The organism is Novosphingobium terrae (assembly GCF_017163935.1).
GTDB classification, from domain to species: Bacteria; Pseudomonadota; Alphaproteobacteria; order Sphingomonadales; family Sphingomonadaceae; genus Novosphingobium; species Novosphingobium terrae.
On record NZ_JABVZR010000001.1, the window covers coordinates 1,206,981 to 1,221,558 of the forward strand.

General features: G+C 64.6%; 16 protein-coding genes. 9 read left to right on the forward strand and 7 right to left on the reverse strand.

Annotated features, from left to right (window positions below; all coding sequences use genetic code 11):
* Positions 1–21: 21 nt before the first annotated feature.
* Complete coding sequence (locus HGK27_RS05730) at positions 22–447, reverse strand: MAPEG family protein (RefSeq protein WP_241126859.1); 426 nt, start codon at positions 445–447, stop codon at positions 22–24.
* A gap of 182 nt (positions 448–629) precedes the next feature.
* On the opposite strand from HGK27_RS05730, the gene rpmF reads away from it, so the two are divergent.
* The 5 genes from rpmF to HGK27_RS05755 all read left to right on the forward strand — a co-directional run bounded on the left by rpmF (position 630) and on the right by HGK27_RS05755 (position 3,978).
* Positions 630–809 carry a 50S ribosomal protein L32 gene (gene rpmF, locus HGK27_RS05735; RefSeq protein WP_068080150.1) on the forward strand — a complete coding sequence of 60 codons (180 nt, stop codon included), beginning with the start codon at positions 630–632 and terminating at the stop codon, positions 807–809.
* 36 nt (positions 810–845) lie between these two features.
* Entirely contained in the window at positions 846–1,913 is a 1,068-nt protein-coding gene (plsX, locus tag HGK27_RS05740) for a phosphate acyltransferase PlsX (RefSeq protein WP_206239465.1), read from the forward strand.
* Positions 1,910–2,881, forward strand: a complete 972-nt coding sequence (locus tag HGK27_RS05745) for a beta-ketoacyl-ACP synthase III (RefSeq protein WP_206239467.1) — start codon at positions 1,910–1,912, stop codon at positions 2,879–2,881. Before plsX ends, HGK27_RS05745 begins: the two co-directional genes overlap by 4 nt.
* Before the next feature lie 174 nt (positions 2,882–3,055).
* Complete coding sequence (locus HGK27_RS05750; RefSeq protein WP_068080145.1) at positions 3,056–3,352, forward strand: integration host factor subunit alpha; 297 nt, start codon at positions 3,056–3,058, stop codon at positions 3,350–3,352.
* 164 nt (positions 3,353–3,516) lie between these two features.
* Complete coding sequence (locus tag HGK27_RS05755; protein ID WP_241126860.1) at positions 3,517–3,978, forward strand: MerR family transcriptional regulator; 462 nt, start codon at positions 3,517–3,519, stop codon at positions 3,976–3,978.
* Positions 3,979–4,280: 302 nt separating this feature from the next.
* Here HGK27_RS05755 and HGK27_RS05760 read toward each other — a convergent pair whose 3' ends face one another.
* The 3 genes from HGK27_RS05760 to HGK27_RS05770 form a co-directional block, all read right to left on the reverse strand.
* Entirely contained in the window at positions 4,281–4,838 is a 558-nt protein-coding gene (locus HGK27_RS05760) for a SixA phosphatase family protein (protein WP_206239470.1), read from the reverse strand.
* Positions 4,839–4,845: 7 nt separating this feature from the next.
* Positions 4,846–7,587: an ATP-dependent DNA helicase gene (locus HGK27_RS05765; RefSeq protein ID WP_206239472.1), complete on the reverse strand. Its 2,742-nt coding sequence runs from the start codon at positions 7,585–7,587 to the stop codon at positions 4,846–4,848.
* A gap of 78 nt (positions 7,588–7,665) precedes the next feature.
* Positions 7,666–7,812 (reverse strand): hypothetical protein, encoded by a 147-nt coding sequence (locus HGK27_RS05770; protein ID WP_206239474.1) that lies wholly within the window; start codon positions 7,810–7,812, stop codon positions 7,666–7,668.
* On the opposite strand from HGK27_RS05770, the gene HGK27_RS05775 reads away from it, so the two are divergent.
* The 4 genes from HGK27_RS05775 to HGK27_RS05790 all read left to right on the forward strand — a co-directional run bounded on the left by HGK27_RS05775 (position 7,811) and on the right by HGK27_RS05790 (position 10,824).
* The gene (locus HGK27_RS05775) at positions 7,811–7,987 is read left to right on the forward strand and encodes a hypothetical protein (RefSeq protein ID WP_206239476.1); all 177 of its coding nucleotides are present in this window, start codon (positions 7,811–7,813) and stop codon (positions 7,985–7,987) included. The two genes, HGK27_RS05770 and HGK27_RS05775, sit on opposite strands and share 2 nt — an antisense overlap.
* A complete protein-coding gene (locus HGK27_RS05780; protein ID WP_206239478.1) occupies positions 7,980–9,611 on the forward strand; it encodes a lysine--tRNA ligase in 1,632 nt (543 codons plus the stop codon). Before HGK27_RS05775 ends, HGK27_RS05780 begins: the two co-directional genes overlap by 8 nt.
* A 23-nt stretch (positions 9,612–9,634) precedes the next feature.
* Entirely contained in the window at positions 9,635–10,165 is a 531-nt protein-coding gene (locus HGK27_RS05785; RefSeq protein WP_206239479.1) for a DUF1003 domain-containing protein, read from the forward strand.
* A gap of 302 nt (positions 10,166–10,467) precedes the next feature.
* Positions 10,468–10,824: a VOC family protein gene (locus tag HGK27_RS05790; protein WP_206239481.1), complete on the forward strand. Its 357-nt coding sequence runs from the start codon at positions 10,468–10,470 to the stop codon at positions 10,822–10,824.
* Between the two features lie 3 nt (positions 10,825–10,827).
* On the opposite strand, the gene HGK27_RS05795 is transcribed toward HGK27_RS05790, so the two are convergent.
* The 3 genes from HGK27_RS05795 to ettA form a co-directional block, all read right to left on the reverse strand.
* A complete protein-coding gene (locus HGK27_RS05795) occupies positions 10,828–11,559 on the reverse strand; it encodes a prolyl hydroxylase family protein (RefSeq protein WP_241126861.1) in 732 nt (243 codons plus the stop codon).
* 205 nt (positions 11,560–11,764) lie between these two features.
* Positions 11,765–12,691 carry an RcnB family protein gene (locus HGK27_RS31270; RefSeq protein WP_274617153.1) on the reverse strand — a complete coding sequence of 309 codons (927 nt, stop codon included), beginning with the start codon at positions 12,689–12,691 and terminating at the stop codon, positions 11,765–11,767.
* Positions 12,692–12,893: 202 nt separating this feature from the next.
* Entirely contained in the window at positions 12,894–14,573 is a 1,680-nt protein-coding gene (gene ettA / locus HGK27_RS05805; protein WP_206239484.1) for an energy-dependent translational throttle protein EttA, read from the reverse strand.
* Positions 14,574–14,578 lie beyond the last annotated feature (5 nt).

Consider the following 14,578-nt stretch of genomic DNA (forward strand, 5'->3'; position numbering starts at 1 on the left):
AAAGCCGCCCCCTCACATTCATCAGGCGGGATGCATCATCTGATGCATCGCCACAAACAGCGCAAAGCCGCCAAGACCCAGCTGGATCAGAATGGCCGAGACCGCGCCGAAGACTCGGCCCGCCTTGAAGCGCCCATCCATGCCCCAGGCGTGAGTCACGCGGCCCAGCATAAAGACGGCGCCCACCACCGGCAGCCACCAGCTGCCCTTGCCGGAAAGCTCGATCCCGGCGACCAGAATCAGCAGCAGCGGCGTGTTCTCACTGAAATTGGCGTGAGCGCGCATGCGGCGGAAAATCGAATCATGTCCGCCATCGCCCACATCCACCTTCAGCTTTCCGCGCAGCTGGCCGATGCGCAGGCTCAGCCAGAAGTTGATCAGCGCGGCTGCGGCTGCCAAAGCCAGCGTGGTGGGCAGGATCATCGGGATTGTCAGGCTTACGGGCATGTTTGTCGCTTCCCCCTAAAGGCGTTGATGATAGATATCTTTCAGTTCGTTGCGCCGATTAGACCAGAGAAGCTTGCAACACACGCCAAATTCGCTATAGGCGCGCCTTCGCTCCGCCGGTGCTGAGATGCATTGAGGCGGCTTTTACTGTCGGTAACGAATTTTCAGGAACAGGTGCCTCCATGGCTGTCCCCAAAAGAAAAACCTCCCCTTCTCGCCGGGGCATGCGCCGCAGCCATGACGCGCTGTCGGTCGAGGCGTTCCACGAGTGCTCGAACTGCGGCGAGCTGAAGCGCCCGCATAACCTGTGCAACGCTTGCGGCCACTACAATGGTCGCGAGATTGTCGCGGTTGGCCTGTAAGCGCAACCGCGCGCTGACAGCAGGAGGTAAGCACCCATGACTTCGCCGCGTATCGCCGTTGACGCGATGGGCGGTGATGAGGGTGTGCGCACGATGGTCGCTGGCGTGGCATTGGCCCGTCAGCGGCATGATCGTGCGCGTTTCCTTTTGGTGGGTGACGAGGCCCAGATCAGCAGCGCGCTCGATCATCATTCCGATCTGCGTTCCGCTGTCGAGATCCTGCATGCGCAGGACGTGATCAGCGGAGAGGAAAAGCCCAGTCAGGCCTTGCGCCGTGCGCGCACCACCTCGATGGGGCTGGCCATTCACGCCGTGCGTGACGGGCTTGCCGGCGCCGCCCTTTCCGCGGGCAACACCGGCGCGCTGATGGCGATTTCCAAGCTGGCGCTGCGCACCATGCCGGGCATTGACCGGCCTGCGCTGGCCGCTCTGCTGCCCACGCTGGACGCCAGCGATCTGGTGATGCTGGATCTTGGTGCCAACACGGAATGCGATGCCCGCAATCTGGTGCAGTTCGCCATCATGGGCGCGGCCTATTCGCGCATCGTGACGGGCCGGGCCGAGCCGCGCGTCCGCATTCTGAACATCGGCACCGAGGACAACAAGGGCACCGAAGAACTGCGCGACGCTGCCGCTCAGCTCAAGGCTGCCGCTGCTGGCCTGTCGATCGCCTTCGATGGCTTCACCGAGGCGGACAAGCTCTGCCGCGGCGAGGTCGATGTGGTGGTCACCGATGGTTTTTCGGGCAACATTGCCCTGAAGGCTGTCGAGGGCACCGCGCGTTTCGTTGGTGATCTGCTGCGTCGTTCCTTTGCCTCTTCGCTGCGCTCCAAGATCGGTTTCCTGATCTCGCGTCCGGCGACGGAATTGCTCAAGCATCATCTCGATCCCAACAATCACAATGGCGCCGTCTTCCTCGGGTTGAACGGTGTGGTCGTGAAAAGCCATGGCAGCGCGAATGCGCTGGGCGTGGCCAATGCCGTGGGCGTGACCCAGCGGCTGCTGGAGGAAAAACTGACCGAGCATATTGCCGCCGACCTTGACCGGTTGGGGACCGACAAGATCCGTAACACCGCAAAGTCCGTGGCAGGTGCTTCTCAGTGACCCTTCGATCCGTGCTCACCGGCACCGGCAGTGCTCTGCCGGTGCGTCTCGTCACCAACGCCGAACTGGCGGAGAAGGTTGACACCAGCGACGAGTGGATCGTCGAACGCACGGGCATCCGCACCCGTCATATCGCCGGTGAGGGCGAAACCACGGCCACGCTGGCCACCGATGCGGCGCGCAATGCGCTGGCCGCTGCGGGCCTGACCGGGGCCGACATCGATCTGATCGTGCTGGCCACCGCCACGCCGGATCAGACCTTCCCCGCCACCGCCACCATCGTGCAGGACGCCATCGGCGCGCGGGGTGGCATCGCCTTTGACGTGGCGGCGGTCTGCTCGGGCTTCGTCTATGCCGTGGGCGTGGCCGATTCGATGCTGCGCACCGGCATGGCCAAGCGCGCGCTGGTGATCGGTTCGGAAACCTTCAGCCGCATCCTCGACTGGGAAGACCGCGCGACCTGCGTGCTTTTCGGCGACGGTGCAGGCGCCATCGTTCTGGAAGCGCGCGAGAGCGACGCAGCCGATGCACCCGGCATTCTGGCTACTCGCCTGCATGCCGATGGCGCGCATAACCAGCTTCTGTTCGTCGATGGCGGCGCCAGCACCACCGGCGAGATCGGTAAGCTGCGCATGAAAGGCCGCGAGGTCTTCCGTCATGCCGTCAACAACCTCTCCAGCGTGCTGGGCGAGGTGCTGGGCGATGCGGGCTTCACCGCCGATGACATCGACTGGCTGGTGCCGCATCAGGCCAATGCCCGCATTCTGGACGCCACCGCCCGCAAGCTGAACATGGCGCCGGAGAAGGTGGTGGTCACCGTGGATCGCCATGCCAACACCTCTGCCGCCTCGGTGCCGCTGGCGCTGGACGTGGCGATGCGCGACGGGCGGATCAAGCCGGGTGATCTGGTGATGATCGAGGCGATGGGCGGCGGCTTTACCTGGGGCGCCAGCCTGATTCGCATCTGATTCGGCTCCGGCGAGGCATCTTGCCGGACGAATTTTACATTCTTCGCACCATAGTGGAACAAATTGGCCCACGAATGCCTCCGCTTATGCAGGATGGCATTGTAATCCCGCGTGGATTTGCTATCCAATCGGACTCGGGAGGGTCGCTTTTTCAAGGCTATGGGGGGGAAACAGATGCGCTCCATGAACACACTCACACGTGCAGATCTGGCCGAAGCCATCAATCGCAAACTGGGCTATTCCCGAGCGGAATCGCTCGGCATGGTGGAAGCCATTCTCGATCACATGAGCGATGCTCTGGCTGAGGGTGAAAACGTCAAGATTTCCGGTTTCGGCACGTTCCTGCTCAGGGACAAGACCGAACGGATCGGACGCAATCCCAAGACCGGCGTCGAAGTGCCGATTACCCCGCGACGGGTGCTGACGTTCCGCGCCAGCCAGATGTTGAAAGACCGCGTTTCGGGTGAATGATCTTGCCGATGTTCGGCTCGGCAGAGACTGAGGGCATGACGTCAAGGAATCCCTTGACGAGCAGGCCCGAACAGCCTCATCAGCCGACGAAGACAGCCGGAGTGCCGGGGGGCGCTTCGGCTGTCACCGTTTCTGGGCCTGATATGTCTAAGCGAGGAAAAACCTTGGCCCCATCCGGCGACATCCAAGCGCTGTTGAATGACGGCAAGGCACCTGACGCTTTGCGCACCATTGGCGAGGTCACGCGCGCGCTCTCCATCGCCCCGCATGTGCTGCGCTACTGGGAGGAGCAGTTCCCCATGCTGCGCCCGGTCAAGCGTAGCGGCGGCAGGCGCTATTACCGGCCCGAGGACGTGGTGCTGCTGGTCGAGATCCACCGGCTGGTCCATGCCCAAGGCTATACGCTGCGCGGTGCCCGGCAATATCTGGAAGAGCGGGCGAGGGCGCCAAAGGCTGCCGCTCAGCCCGTCATCGCCATACCGGAACCTGCCAAGCCGCAGCCGCTTCTGCCTTTGCTGATGGATGCACCGCCGCTTGCGCCTGTGCTGGGGTTGCCTCAGGATGATCTGCTGGATGCGCTGATCGGGTTGCGGGGCGATCTGGCTCGGTTGCTGGGAGAAGAATAAGGAAAGGGCAAATGCGAGGGTGTTACACCCTCGCGCTCCCGGGTTTTGTCAGCGTGGGCGCTTCGGGTTCAGCCAAAGAGCAACGTCGCAGCGCCGCAGGCAACAATCCCAAGCCAGCGCTAGCGTTCATGGATCAACTGCCTGCGGCGCTTTCGGCTGCGCAGGAGGAGAGGTTTAGCGCTTGGATCGGGTGCCACCACCCTATCGTCGGAAGACGGAATGGGAGCGCGAGGGCCCGGAGCATGTCTCTTGAGACATGCGACAAACCAGAGGCTCCCCCCTCGCATCTTCTCTTAAATCCCTTAAAGCGGCTCGCCCCCGGCCAGATCGCGCGGGCGCTTGAGATGCGTAAATCGCGCGCAACCATCTTCCACCTGCGCCCAGCGCTCCACATCCAGCTCCAGCACGGCGAAGCTGGCGGTGGGGAATTTCATCTCCACCTCGTCACGCAGCGGGCTTGAGCCATTGTCAGGCACGAGATCGAAGATCAGGTCTTCCAGCCCCGGATTGTGCCCGACCATCAGCACGGTGTTGAGGTTCTCATCCAGCTCGCGCAGCACGTCGATCAGCGTGACCGAACTGGCGAGATAGAGCCGGCGGTCCCAGTTGATCGCCAGCGCGGCGCCTTGGGGCATGCCCGCGCCCTCGGCGGCTAGTTCGATGGTTTGCGCCGCGCGGACGGCGGGGGAGGACATCACGCGGTCCCATGTGAAGCCCTGCTGCTGGCTCCACTCGCTGATGTGCTGGCCCATGCGGGGGGCCCAGCGCAGGCCGCGCGCATTCAGGGGGCGGTCGAAATCGCGGGCACGCGGATCGTCCCAGTCGGATTTGGCGTGGCGGAAGATGCCCAGAGTCTTCATGCGTGTTTTAGTCATCCGTTGCGGCGGGCGTTGCCTCTGCCCAAGCAGAAACACCCGCGCTCACCCGTTGTAAAGCCTCATCGAGTGAAAGGCGATGAACGGGTGTGCCGGGCGGAAAGGCGCTGAGCAAGCGGCTAGGGAAGGCCGAGGAGAGCACCACGAAATGGCCCTTGTCACCCTGGGTGCGGATCAGGCGCCCGAAGGCCTGCGCCAACCGCGCCCGAATGATCCGGTCGTCATGGGCCTGACCGCCGCCGGGATGCGCGGCGCGGCGGGCGCGGTGCAGGATGGTGGGTTTGGGCCATGGCACCTGTTCCATCACCACGAGGCGCAGCGAGTGGCCGGGCACGTCCACGCCGTCGCGCAGGGCATCGGTGCCCAGCAGGCTGGCCTTGGGATCGTCGCGGAAGATGTCGACCAGCGTTCCGGTGTCGATGGGGTCGACATGCTGGGCGTAGAGCGGCAGGCCGCCGCGCGCCAACCGGTCGGCGATGCGGCCATGGACGGCGCGCAGGCGGCGGATCGCGGTGAAGAGCCCCAGCACGCCGCCGCCGCTCGCCTCGATCAGGCGGCCATAGGCGGCGGCCAGCGCGGGGATGTCGCCGCGCGGCACATCGTTGACGATCAGCACCTCGGCCTGATTGGCGTAGTCGAAGGGGCTGTCGAAGGCGGCGGTCTTGGTGGGGCTGTCGAGATGCGCCGCGCCGGAGCGGGCCAGAGCGGTGTCCCAGTCGTCGCCCGCGTCGGAGCGGTCGCGCAAGGTGGCGCTGGTCAGCATCACGCCGTGGGCGCCGTTGAGCACGGTGGAGGCAAAGGGGCGCGTGGGGTCGAGCCAGTGGCGGTGCAGGCCCATATCGAACTCGCGCCCGTCGGAGCGTTCCAGCGCCAGCCAGTCGACGAAATCGGGGCCATCCATCGCCTCGCCGCCGACACGGGCCAGCAAGGCCTCCCACGCGCCGATCAGATCGACGCGCCAGCCCAAGGATTGCCGCGCACCTTCGATGCGGGCGCGGCCTTGGCCATCCAGCCAGTCGGGCGGATCGGCAAGGATCGCTTCGAGGCGCAGGCCCAGCTTGACCAGCGGGCGGCGCAAGTCGCCCAAAGCCTGCCCGGCGTTCTGGGCGGCCTCGATAAAGGGGCCATCAAGCCCGGCGGCCTCGGTTTCCAGACCATAGCCGCCTTCCTGCCCGCCGCTTTCGTCGCGGGCATAGACGGTGGCGCGCACGGCGGCGAACAATTCTTCCAGCGGGCCGGAGGGTTCGCCCTCCACCACGCGGGCCAGCCAGCCGTCGCCGTTGAGCGCTTCGGCGGCGGCGCGGGCCTGAGTGATCGCCAGAGCGCCTGCCTCGTCATAGGAGGCGACATCGGCGAGGCGCGCGGAAAGCCCCCGGCGGCGGCCTTTGGAGCCCTTTTCCGGGCCGATGACCCAGCGGCGCAGTTCGATGGCCTCGCTGCCGGTGAGTTCGGCGGCGAAGGTGCTGTCGGCGGCCTCGAAGATATGGTGGCCTTCGTCGAAGACGATGCGGGTGGGGCGCTGGGCGACATCGCGGCCCCGCGCGGCGTTCACCATCACCAGCGCATGGTTGGCGATGACCAGTTCCGCCTCGGCGCTGGCGCGGGCGGCGCGCTCGATGAAGCATTTGCGGTAGTGGGGGCAGCCGGCATAGACGCATTCGCCGCGCCGGTCGGTCAGGGCTGCCACGCCGCGGTTGCGGAACAATGTGGGCAGCCAGCCGGGCAGATCGCCGCCGATCATATCGCCATCAGCAGAGTATGCCGCCCAGCGGGCGACCAGTTGTGCCATGATCCCGGCGCGGGCCTGAAAGCCGCCTTGCAGCGCGTCCTCAAGGTTGAGCAGGCAGAGGTAGTTCTCGCGGCCCTTGCGCACCACGACGCGGGCCGGGCCGGGGTTGGGGCCCCAGATGCGGGCGGCCTCGCGCCGCAGCTGGCGTTGCAGCGCCTTGGTGTAGGTGCTGACCCAGACCGTGCCGCCCGAGGCCTGCGCCCACAGCGAGGCCGGGGTGAGATAGCCCAGCGTCTTGCCGGTGCCGGTGCCCGCCTCGGCCAGCAGCATATGCGGCGTGTCGCGTGAGGGGCGGGGGGCGAAGATATGGCCCACGGACTGCGCGTAATCGCGCTGGGCGATGCGCGGTTCGGCGCCGGTTTCGCTCAGGGCTCCGGTGATTTCTGCCAGACGCAGCGCGATGGCTTCGGGCGGAAGGTTGATCTGCGCGGGCTGGGGGCGGGGGGCGGCTTCCTCCCATTCGGGCAGGCGGGAGAAGAGCCAGCGCTCGGCCCGGCCCGGATTGGCGATGCGCGCCGAGAGCAGAGTCGCCCATGGCCAGCGCAGGCGGATCATGGCTTGCAGGCCGGTCCATGCGCCTTCGCGCTCGGCCCAGTCGGGGCTTTCGCAGCGTTCCAGCAGGATGGATGCTGCCTGTTGCAGCAGGGCGGGGACAGCCTCGTCGCTGTCGGGTTCGGTGAGGCCCAGCGCATGGGCCAGGCCCTTGGGCGTGGGCACCATAAAGCGCGCGGGGTGGACGAAGGCGAACAGCTCCAGCAGGTCGAGGCCGGAGAGGTCGGGATAGCCCAGACGCGTCGCCACCAGCGGCGCGTTGAGCATCAGCAGTGGCGTGTCCGCCGCCGTGACGATCGCCTCGCCCTTGCCGACCAGCCGCGTCGCCTCACGCTCGCGCAGCCAGCAGCCGGAGTGGCTGGCATGCAGGGCGGGAAGGGCGCGTGTTTCCATAGTGTTCCAGCGCATAGGCGCGGGGGTATGGGCGCTGCAAGTGGTTTGGGCGCAGACGGCGGTGGGAAAGCCTGCGCTTCAGCCGAAAAGGATGCGTTCCAGCAAGGAGAGCGGGCGCGGCATCGAGCGAATGGGCCCATGCAGGCGCAGCCGGTCGCACGGGTTCATGGGGAGGCGAAAGGGGGCGGGCGCGGGGGCGGTGGGGGTAACGGAGTCGGGTGTCATGGCACTCTCCGAAAAAGGCGGCGTGGAGAGGATGCAACGCGCCGCTTGTCGAGAGATTAACGAAACCTTCCGCATCTGTCCCAAGGGATATTTACGCTCATGCGAAATGCGGCGTTTTGGCCAGTTGGGGCTTGCGAAATCCGCGCGTGCGGGCAAAAGCGCGAGCTATGACTGACACCGATCTCCAGACCGCCGCAAATCTTGCTTCAGCAGCCATGGCGTCCAAAGCATGGCCCTTCGAAGAGGCCCGCAAGCTGCTCAAGCGCTATCCGCAGGGCAAAGGCAAAGACGGTCAGGATGTGCCGGTGCTGTTCGAGACCGGCTATGGCCCCAGCGGTCTGCCGCATATCGGCACGTTTCAGGAGGTGCTGCGCACGACTCTGGTGCGCCGCGCCTATGAGGTGCTGACCGGCAAGCCCACCCGTCTGGTGGCTTTCTCCGACGATATGGATGGCCTCCGCAAGGTGCCCGACAATGTGCCCAACAAGGAGATGCTGGCCGAGCATCTGGGCAAGCCGCTGTCGCGCATCCCCGATCCCTTCGGCACGCATGAGAGCTTTGCGCATCACAACAATGCGATGCTGCGCGCCTTCCTCGACCAGTTCGGCTTCGATTACGAGTTCGTCTCGGCCAGCGACCGCTACAATTCGGGTGAGTTCGACGAGGCCTTGCGCGGCGTGCTGCGCAATTTCGACAAGATCATGGGCATCATGCTGCCCACCCTGCGCGAGGAGCGCCGCAAGACCTATTCGCCGATCCTGCCCGTGTCGCCCACCAGCGGCATTGTGCTTCAGGTGCCCATCGAGGTGGTGGATGCCGAGGCCGGCCTGATCCGCTTCGAGGATGAGGGTGAGACGGTTGAGCTGTGCATTTTCAAGGGCAATGCCAAGCTGCAGTGGAAGGTCGACTGGGCCATGCGCTGGGTGGCGCTGGGCGTCGATTACGAGATGTGCGGCAAGGATCTGACCGACAGCGTGACTCAGAGCGGCAAGATCGCCAGCGTGCTGGGCGGGCGCAAGCCGGAGGGGCTGATCTACGAACTGTTCCTCGACGAGAATGGCGAGAAGATCTCCAAGTCCAAGGGCAACGGCCTCACCATCGAGCAGTGGCTGACCTATGGCAGCGAGGAATCGCTGGGCTTCTACCTCTTCCGCGAACCCAAGAGCGCCAAGAGCCTGCACACCGGCATCATCGGTCGCGCGGTGGACGAATATTGGCAGTTCCGCGAGAAGATCCCCACCCAGCCCATCGAGCAGCAGTTGGGCAACCCCGTGTGGCACCTGCTACGCACCAATGGCGCCAGCATCGGCGGCGAGGGCGACAAGCTGCCCGTGACCTATGGTCTGCTGCTCAATCTGGTGGGCGTGCTGGGCGCCAATGCCACGCGTGAGCAGGTCTGGTCCTACCTCGCCAATTATGTTGAGGATGCCACGCCTGAGGCCCATCCCGCGCTCGATACGCTGGTGACCTGCGCGCTGGCCTACAACCGCGACTTTATCGCCCCCACGCTGAACCGCCGCGCGCCCGAGAATGGCGAAGTGGCGGCTCTGACCGCGCTGGACGAGGAACTGGCTGCCACCAGCGACGATGCCACAGCGGAAGAGCTACAGAACATTGTCTACGAAATCGGCAAGGACCCGCATTACGGCTTCGAGAGCCTGCGTGACTGGTTCAAGGCGCTGTATGAGACGCTGCTGGGTTCGTCTGCCGGGCCGCGCATGGGGTCCTTCATCGCGCTCTACGGCATCGAGAACACGCGCAAGCTGATTGCTCAGGCTTTGGAGAGCGCCAAGGCCTGATCTGAAACCGAAAGAGGCGGCCCATGAAGCTGGACAACACGCCCGAAGCGCTTGCCGAAAAGCTGCTGGGCCGCCCTTTCGATCAACTCGACGAGGACGAGCAGCATGTGCTGCGCCATGTCCTCTCGCGCGATGTCAGCCTTGAGGATGATGAGACGCAAGCCGCCAAGGCCGGCTTCGGTGACCGGCTGGCCGACCGCGTGGCGAAAGTCGGCGGCAGCTGGGGTTTCATCATCTGGTTTATGGTGACGCTGCTGGGCTGGATGCTGCTCAACAGCCCGCTGGTTTCGCGCTGGATCGGCCAGTGGGACCCGTACCCCTACATCTTCCTCAACCTGATGCTCTCGATGCTGGCGGCGGTGCAGGCCCCGGTCATCATGATGAGCCAGAACCGCCAAAGCGCGCGTGATCGCATCTACAATCGGCACGATTACGAGATCAATCTGCGCACCACCATCGAGATCGTCCGCCTGCATCGCAAGATTGATCGGCTGACGGGGAAGGTGGAGCGTCTGATGCATCCGGGGGAGCATAAGAAGGGCGTTAAGGAGTAAAGGGGACATGCGAGGGTGTTACACCCTCGCGCTCCCGGGTTTTGTCAGCGTAGGCGCTTCGGGTTCGGCCAAAGAGCAACGTTGCAGCGCCGCAGGCAACAATCCCAAGTCAGCGCTATCGCTCAAGGATCGACGGCCTGCGGCGCTTTAGCCATCGCAGGTGGAGAGGTCGGGCGCAGCATTTCGGCGCCACCACCCCATCGCCGGAAGACGGAATGGGAGCGCGAGGGGGTAACCCCCTCGCATCTTCTACTTCCTACCTTCCTCAACCCGGGTTACCTTCCCAAAAACAGGAGGGCATCATGACAGTCGTGGGCATCGGCGGTGTGTTTTTCCGGGCTAAAGATCCGGCGGCGCTTCAGGCATGGTATCGCCAGCATCTAGGCATTGGCGGTGAGGACCCTTTCCACTGGACGCAGACGGCAGGCCCGGCGCTGTTCATGCCCTTCAAGCAGGACACCGATTACTTTCCCGCCGCCAAACAGTGGATGATCAACTTCCGGGTCACAGGGCTGGCCGAGATGATCGCCACACTGCGCGCATCCGGGATCGAAGTGACCACCCATGCCGATTGGGACACGCCCCAGACCGGCAAGTTCGCCCATATCACGGACCCGGAAGGCAATATGGTCGAACTCTGGGAGCCACCCCAGAGCTAACCTTCAGCCCGGCAGACCGGCCCAGTTGCGGGTGCGATACCATTTGGTGATCACATATTTGCAGCCCTTGATCACGGGCAGGGCGGCGTGCAGCGTGAAGTGGTTGGGCGTGCCGTCGATGTTGGCGTTGTTCCAGGCCAGCAGCATGCCCTGGCGCGGCGTGGCGGTGACGCCGGCGCGCTCGAAGACGGTCTCGCCGCCTTCCTCCACATCGTTGAGGTAGATCATCGCCGTCCAGCTGCGCTGACCGCCCCGGCTGCGTTCACCGGGCCAATAGGCGGCCTTGGTCGAGAAGAAATCGTAATGCGCCTTGAACTGCTGGCCGGGCATATAGCGCTGGCCCTGCATCGTCTCGCCATAGGCCGAGGGCATGCCGAGCAGGTCGTCTATCCGCCGCTCGATCATCATCACGAAGGGGTCGAAGCGGTCGACATTGCCCGAGTAGCTGCTGCGGATCGAGATGTCGTGATCAGCGTCATAGGTCGAGGAAGGCTCGGCGATGCTGTCGACCATCTCGATGATCTGGGCGCATTCGTCGGGCATCAGGAATTCGGTGACGGTGACGATCTCGGCCTGATGCACCGGGGCGTGCCAGACAGTGGGATCGAGCGCGAGCCTTGCCCGCACCGCGCCGCCCATTTTCTCAAGGGCAGATTTATCGACCACCGGCCCCATGTCGGGAAAGACATGGCCATGAGCGGTGTTGTTCACGGGGGCGGCAGGTGCTGTGCTCATCGGGCTCCGGCTTCGCTGGTGGTTACGCAAAGGTTACGTGCAGCGTTTTGCCTGTCCCAATTTGGCGTGAGCGTCAACGCCCCCTGAACCCCGAGCGAGGTTTGACCGGGGCGGACTCAAGGCGGACCGTGATCGGTATGCGAGAACCCCGCCTGAGTGCGAAGGGCGGCTCAGGCGGGGTTCATCTCGGGTTTGCGGCTTCCGTTTAGAGGAAGAAGCCGTAGAGCACGTCAACGACCTGACCGCTGTAGGTATCCACCAGCACGGCGTCATTGTAGTAGCGCACCCACTCATAAGGCTCATAGGCCGGGGGCAGGCGATAGGCGTAAGGGTCGGCGATCACATAGGTCGAGCCGAAGAACAGCCGGTCCAGCGTGAAGCCGATGCCGAGGCGGCGATAGGCATAGCCGCGATAGGGCGGCGCATAGCGGCCCATGCGGAAGACATCGCGGTGCATGTCGCGCCAGGCCGACCAGTTGTAGCGGCTGTCATTGCGCCAGCCGTTGTTCCAGCCGCCGCCGGGGCGGCCCGGCCCGTTGAAGCCGGGCCCACCGGGACGACCGGGCTGGTTGTAGCCCGGGCCACCGGGGCGGCCATTGTAGCCGGGGGCACCGGGGCGACCGTTGTAGCTGGGGCCGCCGGGACGACCGGCATCGTTATAACCGGGGCCGCCCGGGCGATTGCCGTCGAAACCGGGCCCACCGGGGCGACCCGGCTGGTTGAAGTTCCCGCGATTGTCAGGCCCGCGCTGGACATTGCCGCCGTTGTTGCCGTTGAAGCCGGGGCGTTGGCCGTTCCACTGGCCACCACCGGGGTTCCCGCCGGGGCCGCGCTGAACATTGCCACCGCCCGGATTGCCGGGCTGAGGGGCCGCCGGGCGCTGAGCACCGGGCGCGCCAGCCTGTCCGCCGCCGTTGAAGCCGCCGCGCGGGCCACCGCCACCGGGGCCGCCGGGATTGCCGCCACCATGCGGCGCGCCGCCACCGGGGGCGCCGTGCTGAGCCGGGGGAGGCGTGCGACCGCTGTCGGGATTGTCGTCGCGCTTCTGGGCCATGGCCGGAGTCGCGATCATTGCGATGCTCGCCATCGCCGCGATTGTTGCAAGATGCGCCGAGCGCCGGTTGTTGCCCATGGTAACCTCATGCTCCCCAGGCGATCCGTGATGGATGCCGCCTTGATCGTTACTTTGTATCAGAAACTGGCTGACATAGCGCTGAACCGTTCAGAGTGCCTTTTGTTCATCTTTCTGTTTTTCGTGTAAAAACAGCATATAAAAACAAAGCCCCCATCGCGCAGGGCGACGGGGGCTTCGCTTGACCGAAACGCTGAAAAGATCAGCGAGTCAGCTTCTTATAGGCCAGCGCGGTCGGGCGGTCAGCCGCATCGCCCAGACGGCGGCGCTTGTCTTCCTCATAGGCTTCGAAGTTGCCCTCGAACCATTCGACATGGCTGTTGCCTTCGAAGGCGAGGATGTGAGTCGCCAGACGGTCAAGGAAGAAGCGGTCGTGGCTGATGACCACGGCGCAGCCAGCGAAGTTCTCGATGGCTTCTTCCAGAGCGCGCAGGGTTTCCACGTCCAGATCGTTGGTCGGTTCGTCGAGCAGCAGCACGTTGCCGCCCTGCTTCAGCATCTTGGCCATGTGGACGCGGTTGCGCTCACCGCCCGACAGCTTGCCGACGTTCTTCTGCTGGTCCTGACCCTTGAAGTTGAACGCGCCGACATAGGCACGCGTGCTCATGTCCTGCTTGTTGACCTTCATGTAATCCAGACCGTCCGAGATTTCCTCCCAGACGTTCTTCGACGGATCGAGGTGATCGCGGCTCTGGTCGACATAGCCCAGACGCACGGTCTGGCCGATCTCGATCGTGCCTTCATCGGGCTGCTCCTGCCCGGTGATCAGCTTGAACAGCGTGGACTTGCCCGCGCCGTTCGGCCCGATCACGCCCACGATGCCACCGGGGGGCAGCAGGAAGGACAGGTTCTCGAACAGCAGCTTGTCGCCGTAGGCCTTGGTGATGTTCTTGGCCTCGATCACCTTGCCGCCCAGACGCTCGGGCACCTGAATGACGATCTGCGCCTTGTTGACGATGCGGGTTTCCTGCGATTCCACCAGCTGATCGAAGGCCTTGATACGGGCTTTCGACTTGGTCTGGCGGCCCTTGGTGCCGGCGCGGATCCACTCCAGCTCGTCCTTGATCGCCTTGGAGCGGCCTTCGTCCTCGCGGCTCTCCTGCTCCAGGCGCTTGGCCTTCTTGTCCAGATAGGTGGAGTAGTTGCCCTCGTAGGGGAAATACTTCCCGCGATCGAGCTCCAGAATCCAGTCCACCACATTGTCGAGGAAGTAACGGTCGTGGGTGATCATCAGCACCGCGCCGTGGTATTCCTTCAGGTGGTTTTCCAGCCAGTTGACCGATTCCGCGTCAAGGTGGTTGGTCGGTTCGTCGAGCAGCAGGATGTCCGGCTTCTGGATCAGCAGGCGGGTCAGCGCGATACGGCGCTTTTCACCGCCCGACAGGCTTTCCACCGACCAGTCGGACGGCGGGCAGCGCAGCGCTTCCATGGCGATTTCCAGCTGGTTGTCGAGCGTCCAGCCATCGACGGCGTCGATCTTGCCCTGCAGATCGCCCATCTCTTCCATCAGCGCGTCGAAATCGGCGTCCTCCGGCGGATCGGCCATGATGTTGCTGATCTCGTTGAAGCGGTCGACCAGATCGGCGGTGGCGCGCGCGCCATCCTTCACGTTTTCCAGCACCGACTTGGTGGGATCGAGCTGCGGCTCCTGCGGCAGATAGCCGACGGTGATGTTCTCGCCGGGCCAGGCCTCGCCGGTGAAATCCTTGTCGATGCCGCCCATGATCTTGATCAGGGTGGATTTACCCGCGCCGTTCGGGCCCACGATGCCGATCTTGGCGCCCTGATAGAACTGCAGGTTGATGTTGCTCAGCACCGGCTTGGCGGCGCCGGGGAAGGTTTTGGTCATGTCCTTCATGACGAAGGCGTATTGGGCGGCCACAGGCG

Coding starts and splice junctions, on each gene's coding strand:
- rpmF (WP_068080150.1), top strand. CDS start 630: ATGGCTGTCCCCAAAAGAAAAACCTCCCCTTCTCGCCGGGGCATGCGC.
- plsX (WP_206239465.1), top strand. CDS start 846: ATGACTTCGCCGCGTATCGCCGTTGACGCGATGGGCGGTGATGAGGGT.
- HGK27_RS05785 (WP_206239479.1), top strand. CDS start 9,635: ATGAAGCTGGACAACACGCCCGAAGCGCTTGCCGAAAAGCTGCTGGGC.
- HGK27_RS05770 (WP_206239474.1), bottom strand. CDS start 7,812: ATGACACCCGACTCCGTTACCCCCACCGCCCCCGCGCCCGCCCCCTTT.
- HGK27_RS05795 (WP_241126861.1), bottom strand. CDS start 11,559: ATGAGCACAGCACCTGCCGCCCCCGTGAACAACACCGCTCATGGCCAT.
- HGK27_RS31270 (WP_274617153.1), bottom strand. CDS start 12,691: ATGGGCAACAACCGGCGCTCGGCGCATCTTGCAACAATCGCGGCGATG.
- HGK27_RS05760 (WP_206239470.1), bottom strand. CDS start 4,838: ATGAAGACTCTGGGCATCTTCCGCCACGCCAAATCCGACTGGGACGAT.
- HGK27_RS05765 (WP_206239472.1), bottom strand. CDS start 7,587: ATGGAAACACGCGCCCTTCCCGCCCTGCATGCCAGCCACTCCGGCTGC.
- HGK27_RS05750 (WP_068080145.1), top strand. CDS start 3,056: ATGCGCTCCATGAACACACTCACACGTGCAGATCTGGCCGAAGCCATC.
- HGK27_RS05730 (WP_241126859.1), bottom strand. CDS start 447: ATGCCCGTAAGCCTGACAATCCCGATGATCCTGCCCACCACGCTGGCT.
- HGK27_RS05790 (WP_206239481.1), top strand. CDS start 10,468: ATGACAGTCGTGGGCATCGGCGGTGTGTTTTTCCGGGCTAAAGATCCG.
- HGK27_RS05780 (WP_206239478.1), top strand. CDS start 7,980: ATGACTGACACCGATCTCCAGACCGCCGCAAATCTTGCTTCAGCAGCC.
- HGK27_RS05775 (WP_206239476.1), top strand. CDS start 7,811: ATGGCACTCTCCGAAAAAGGCGGCGTGGAGAGGATGCAACGCGCCGCT.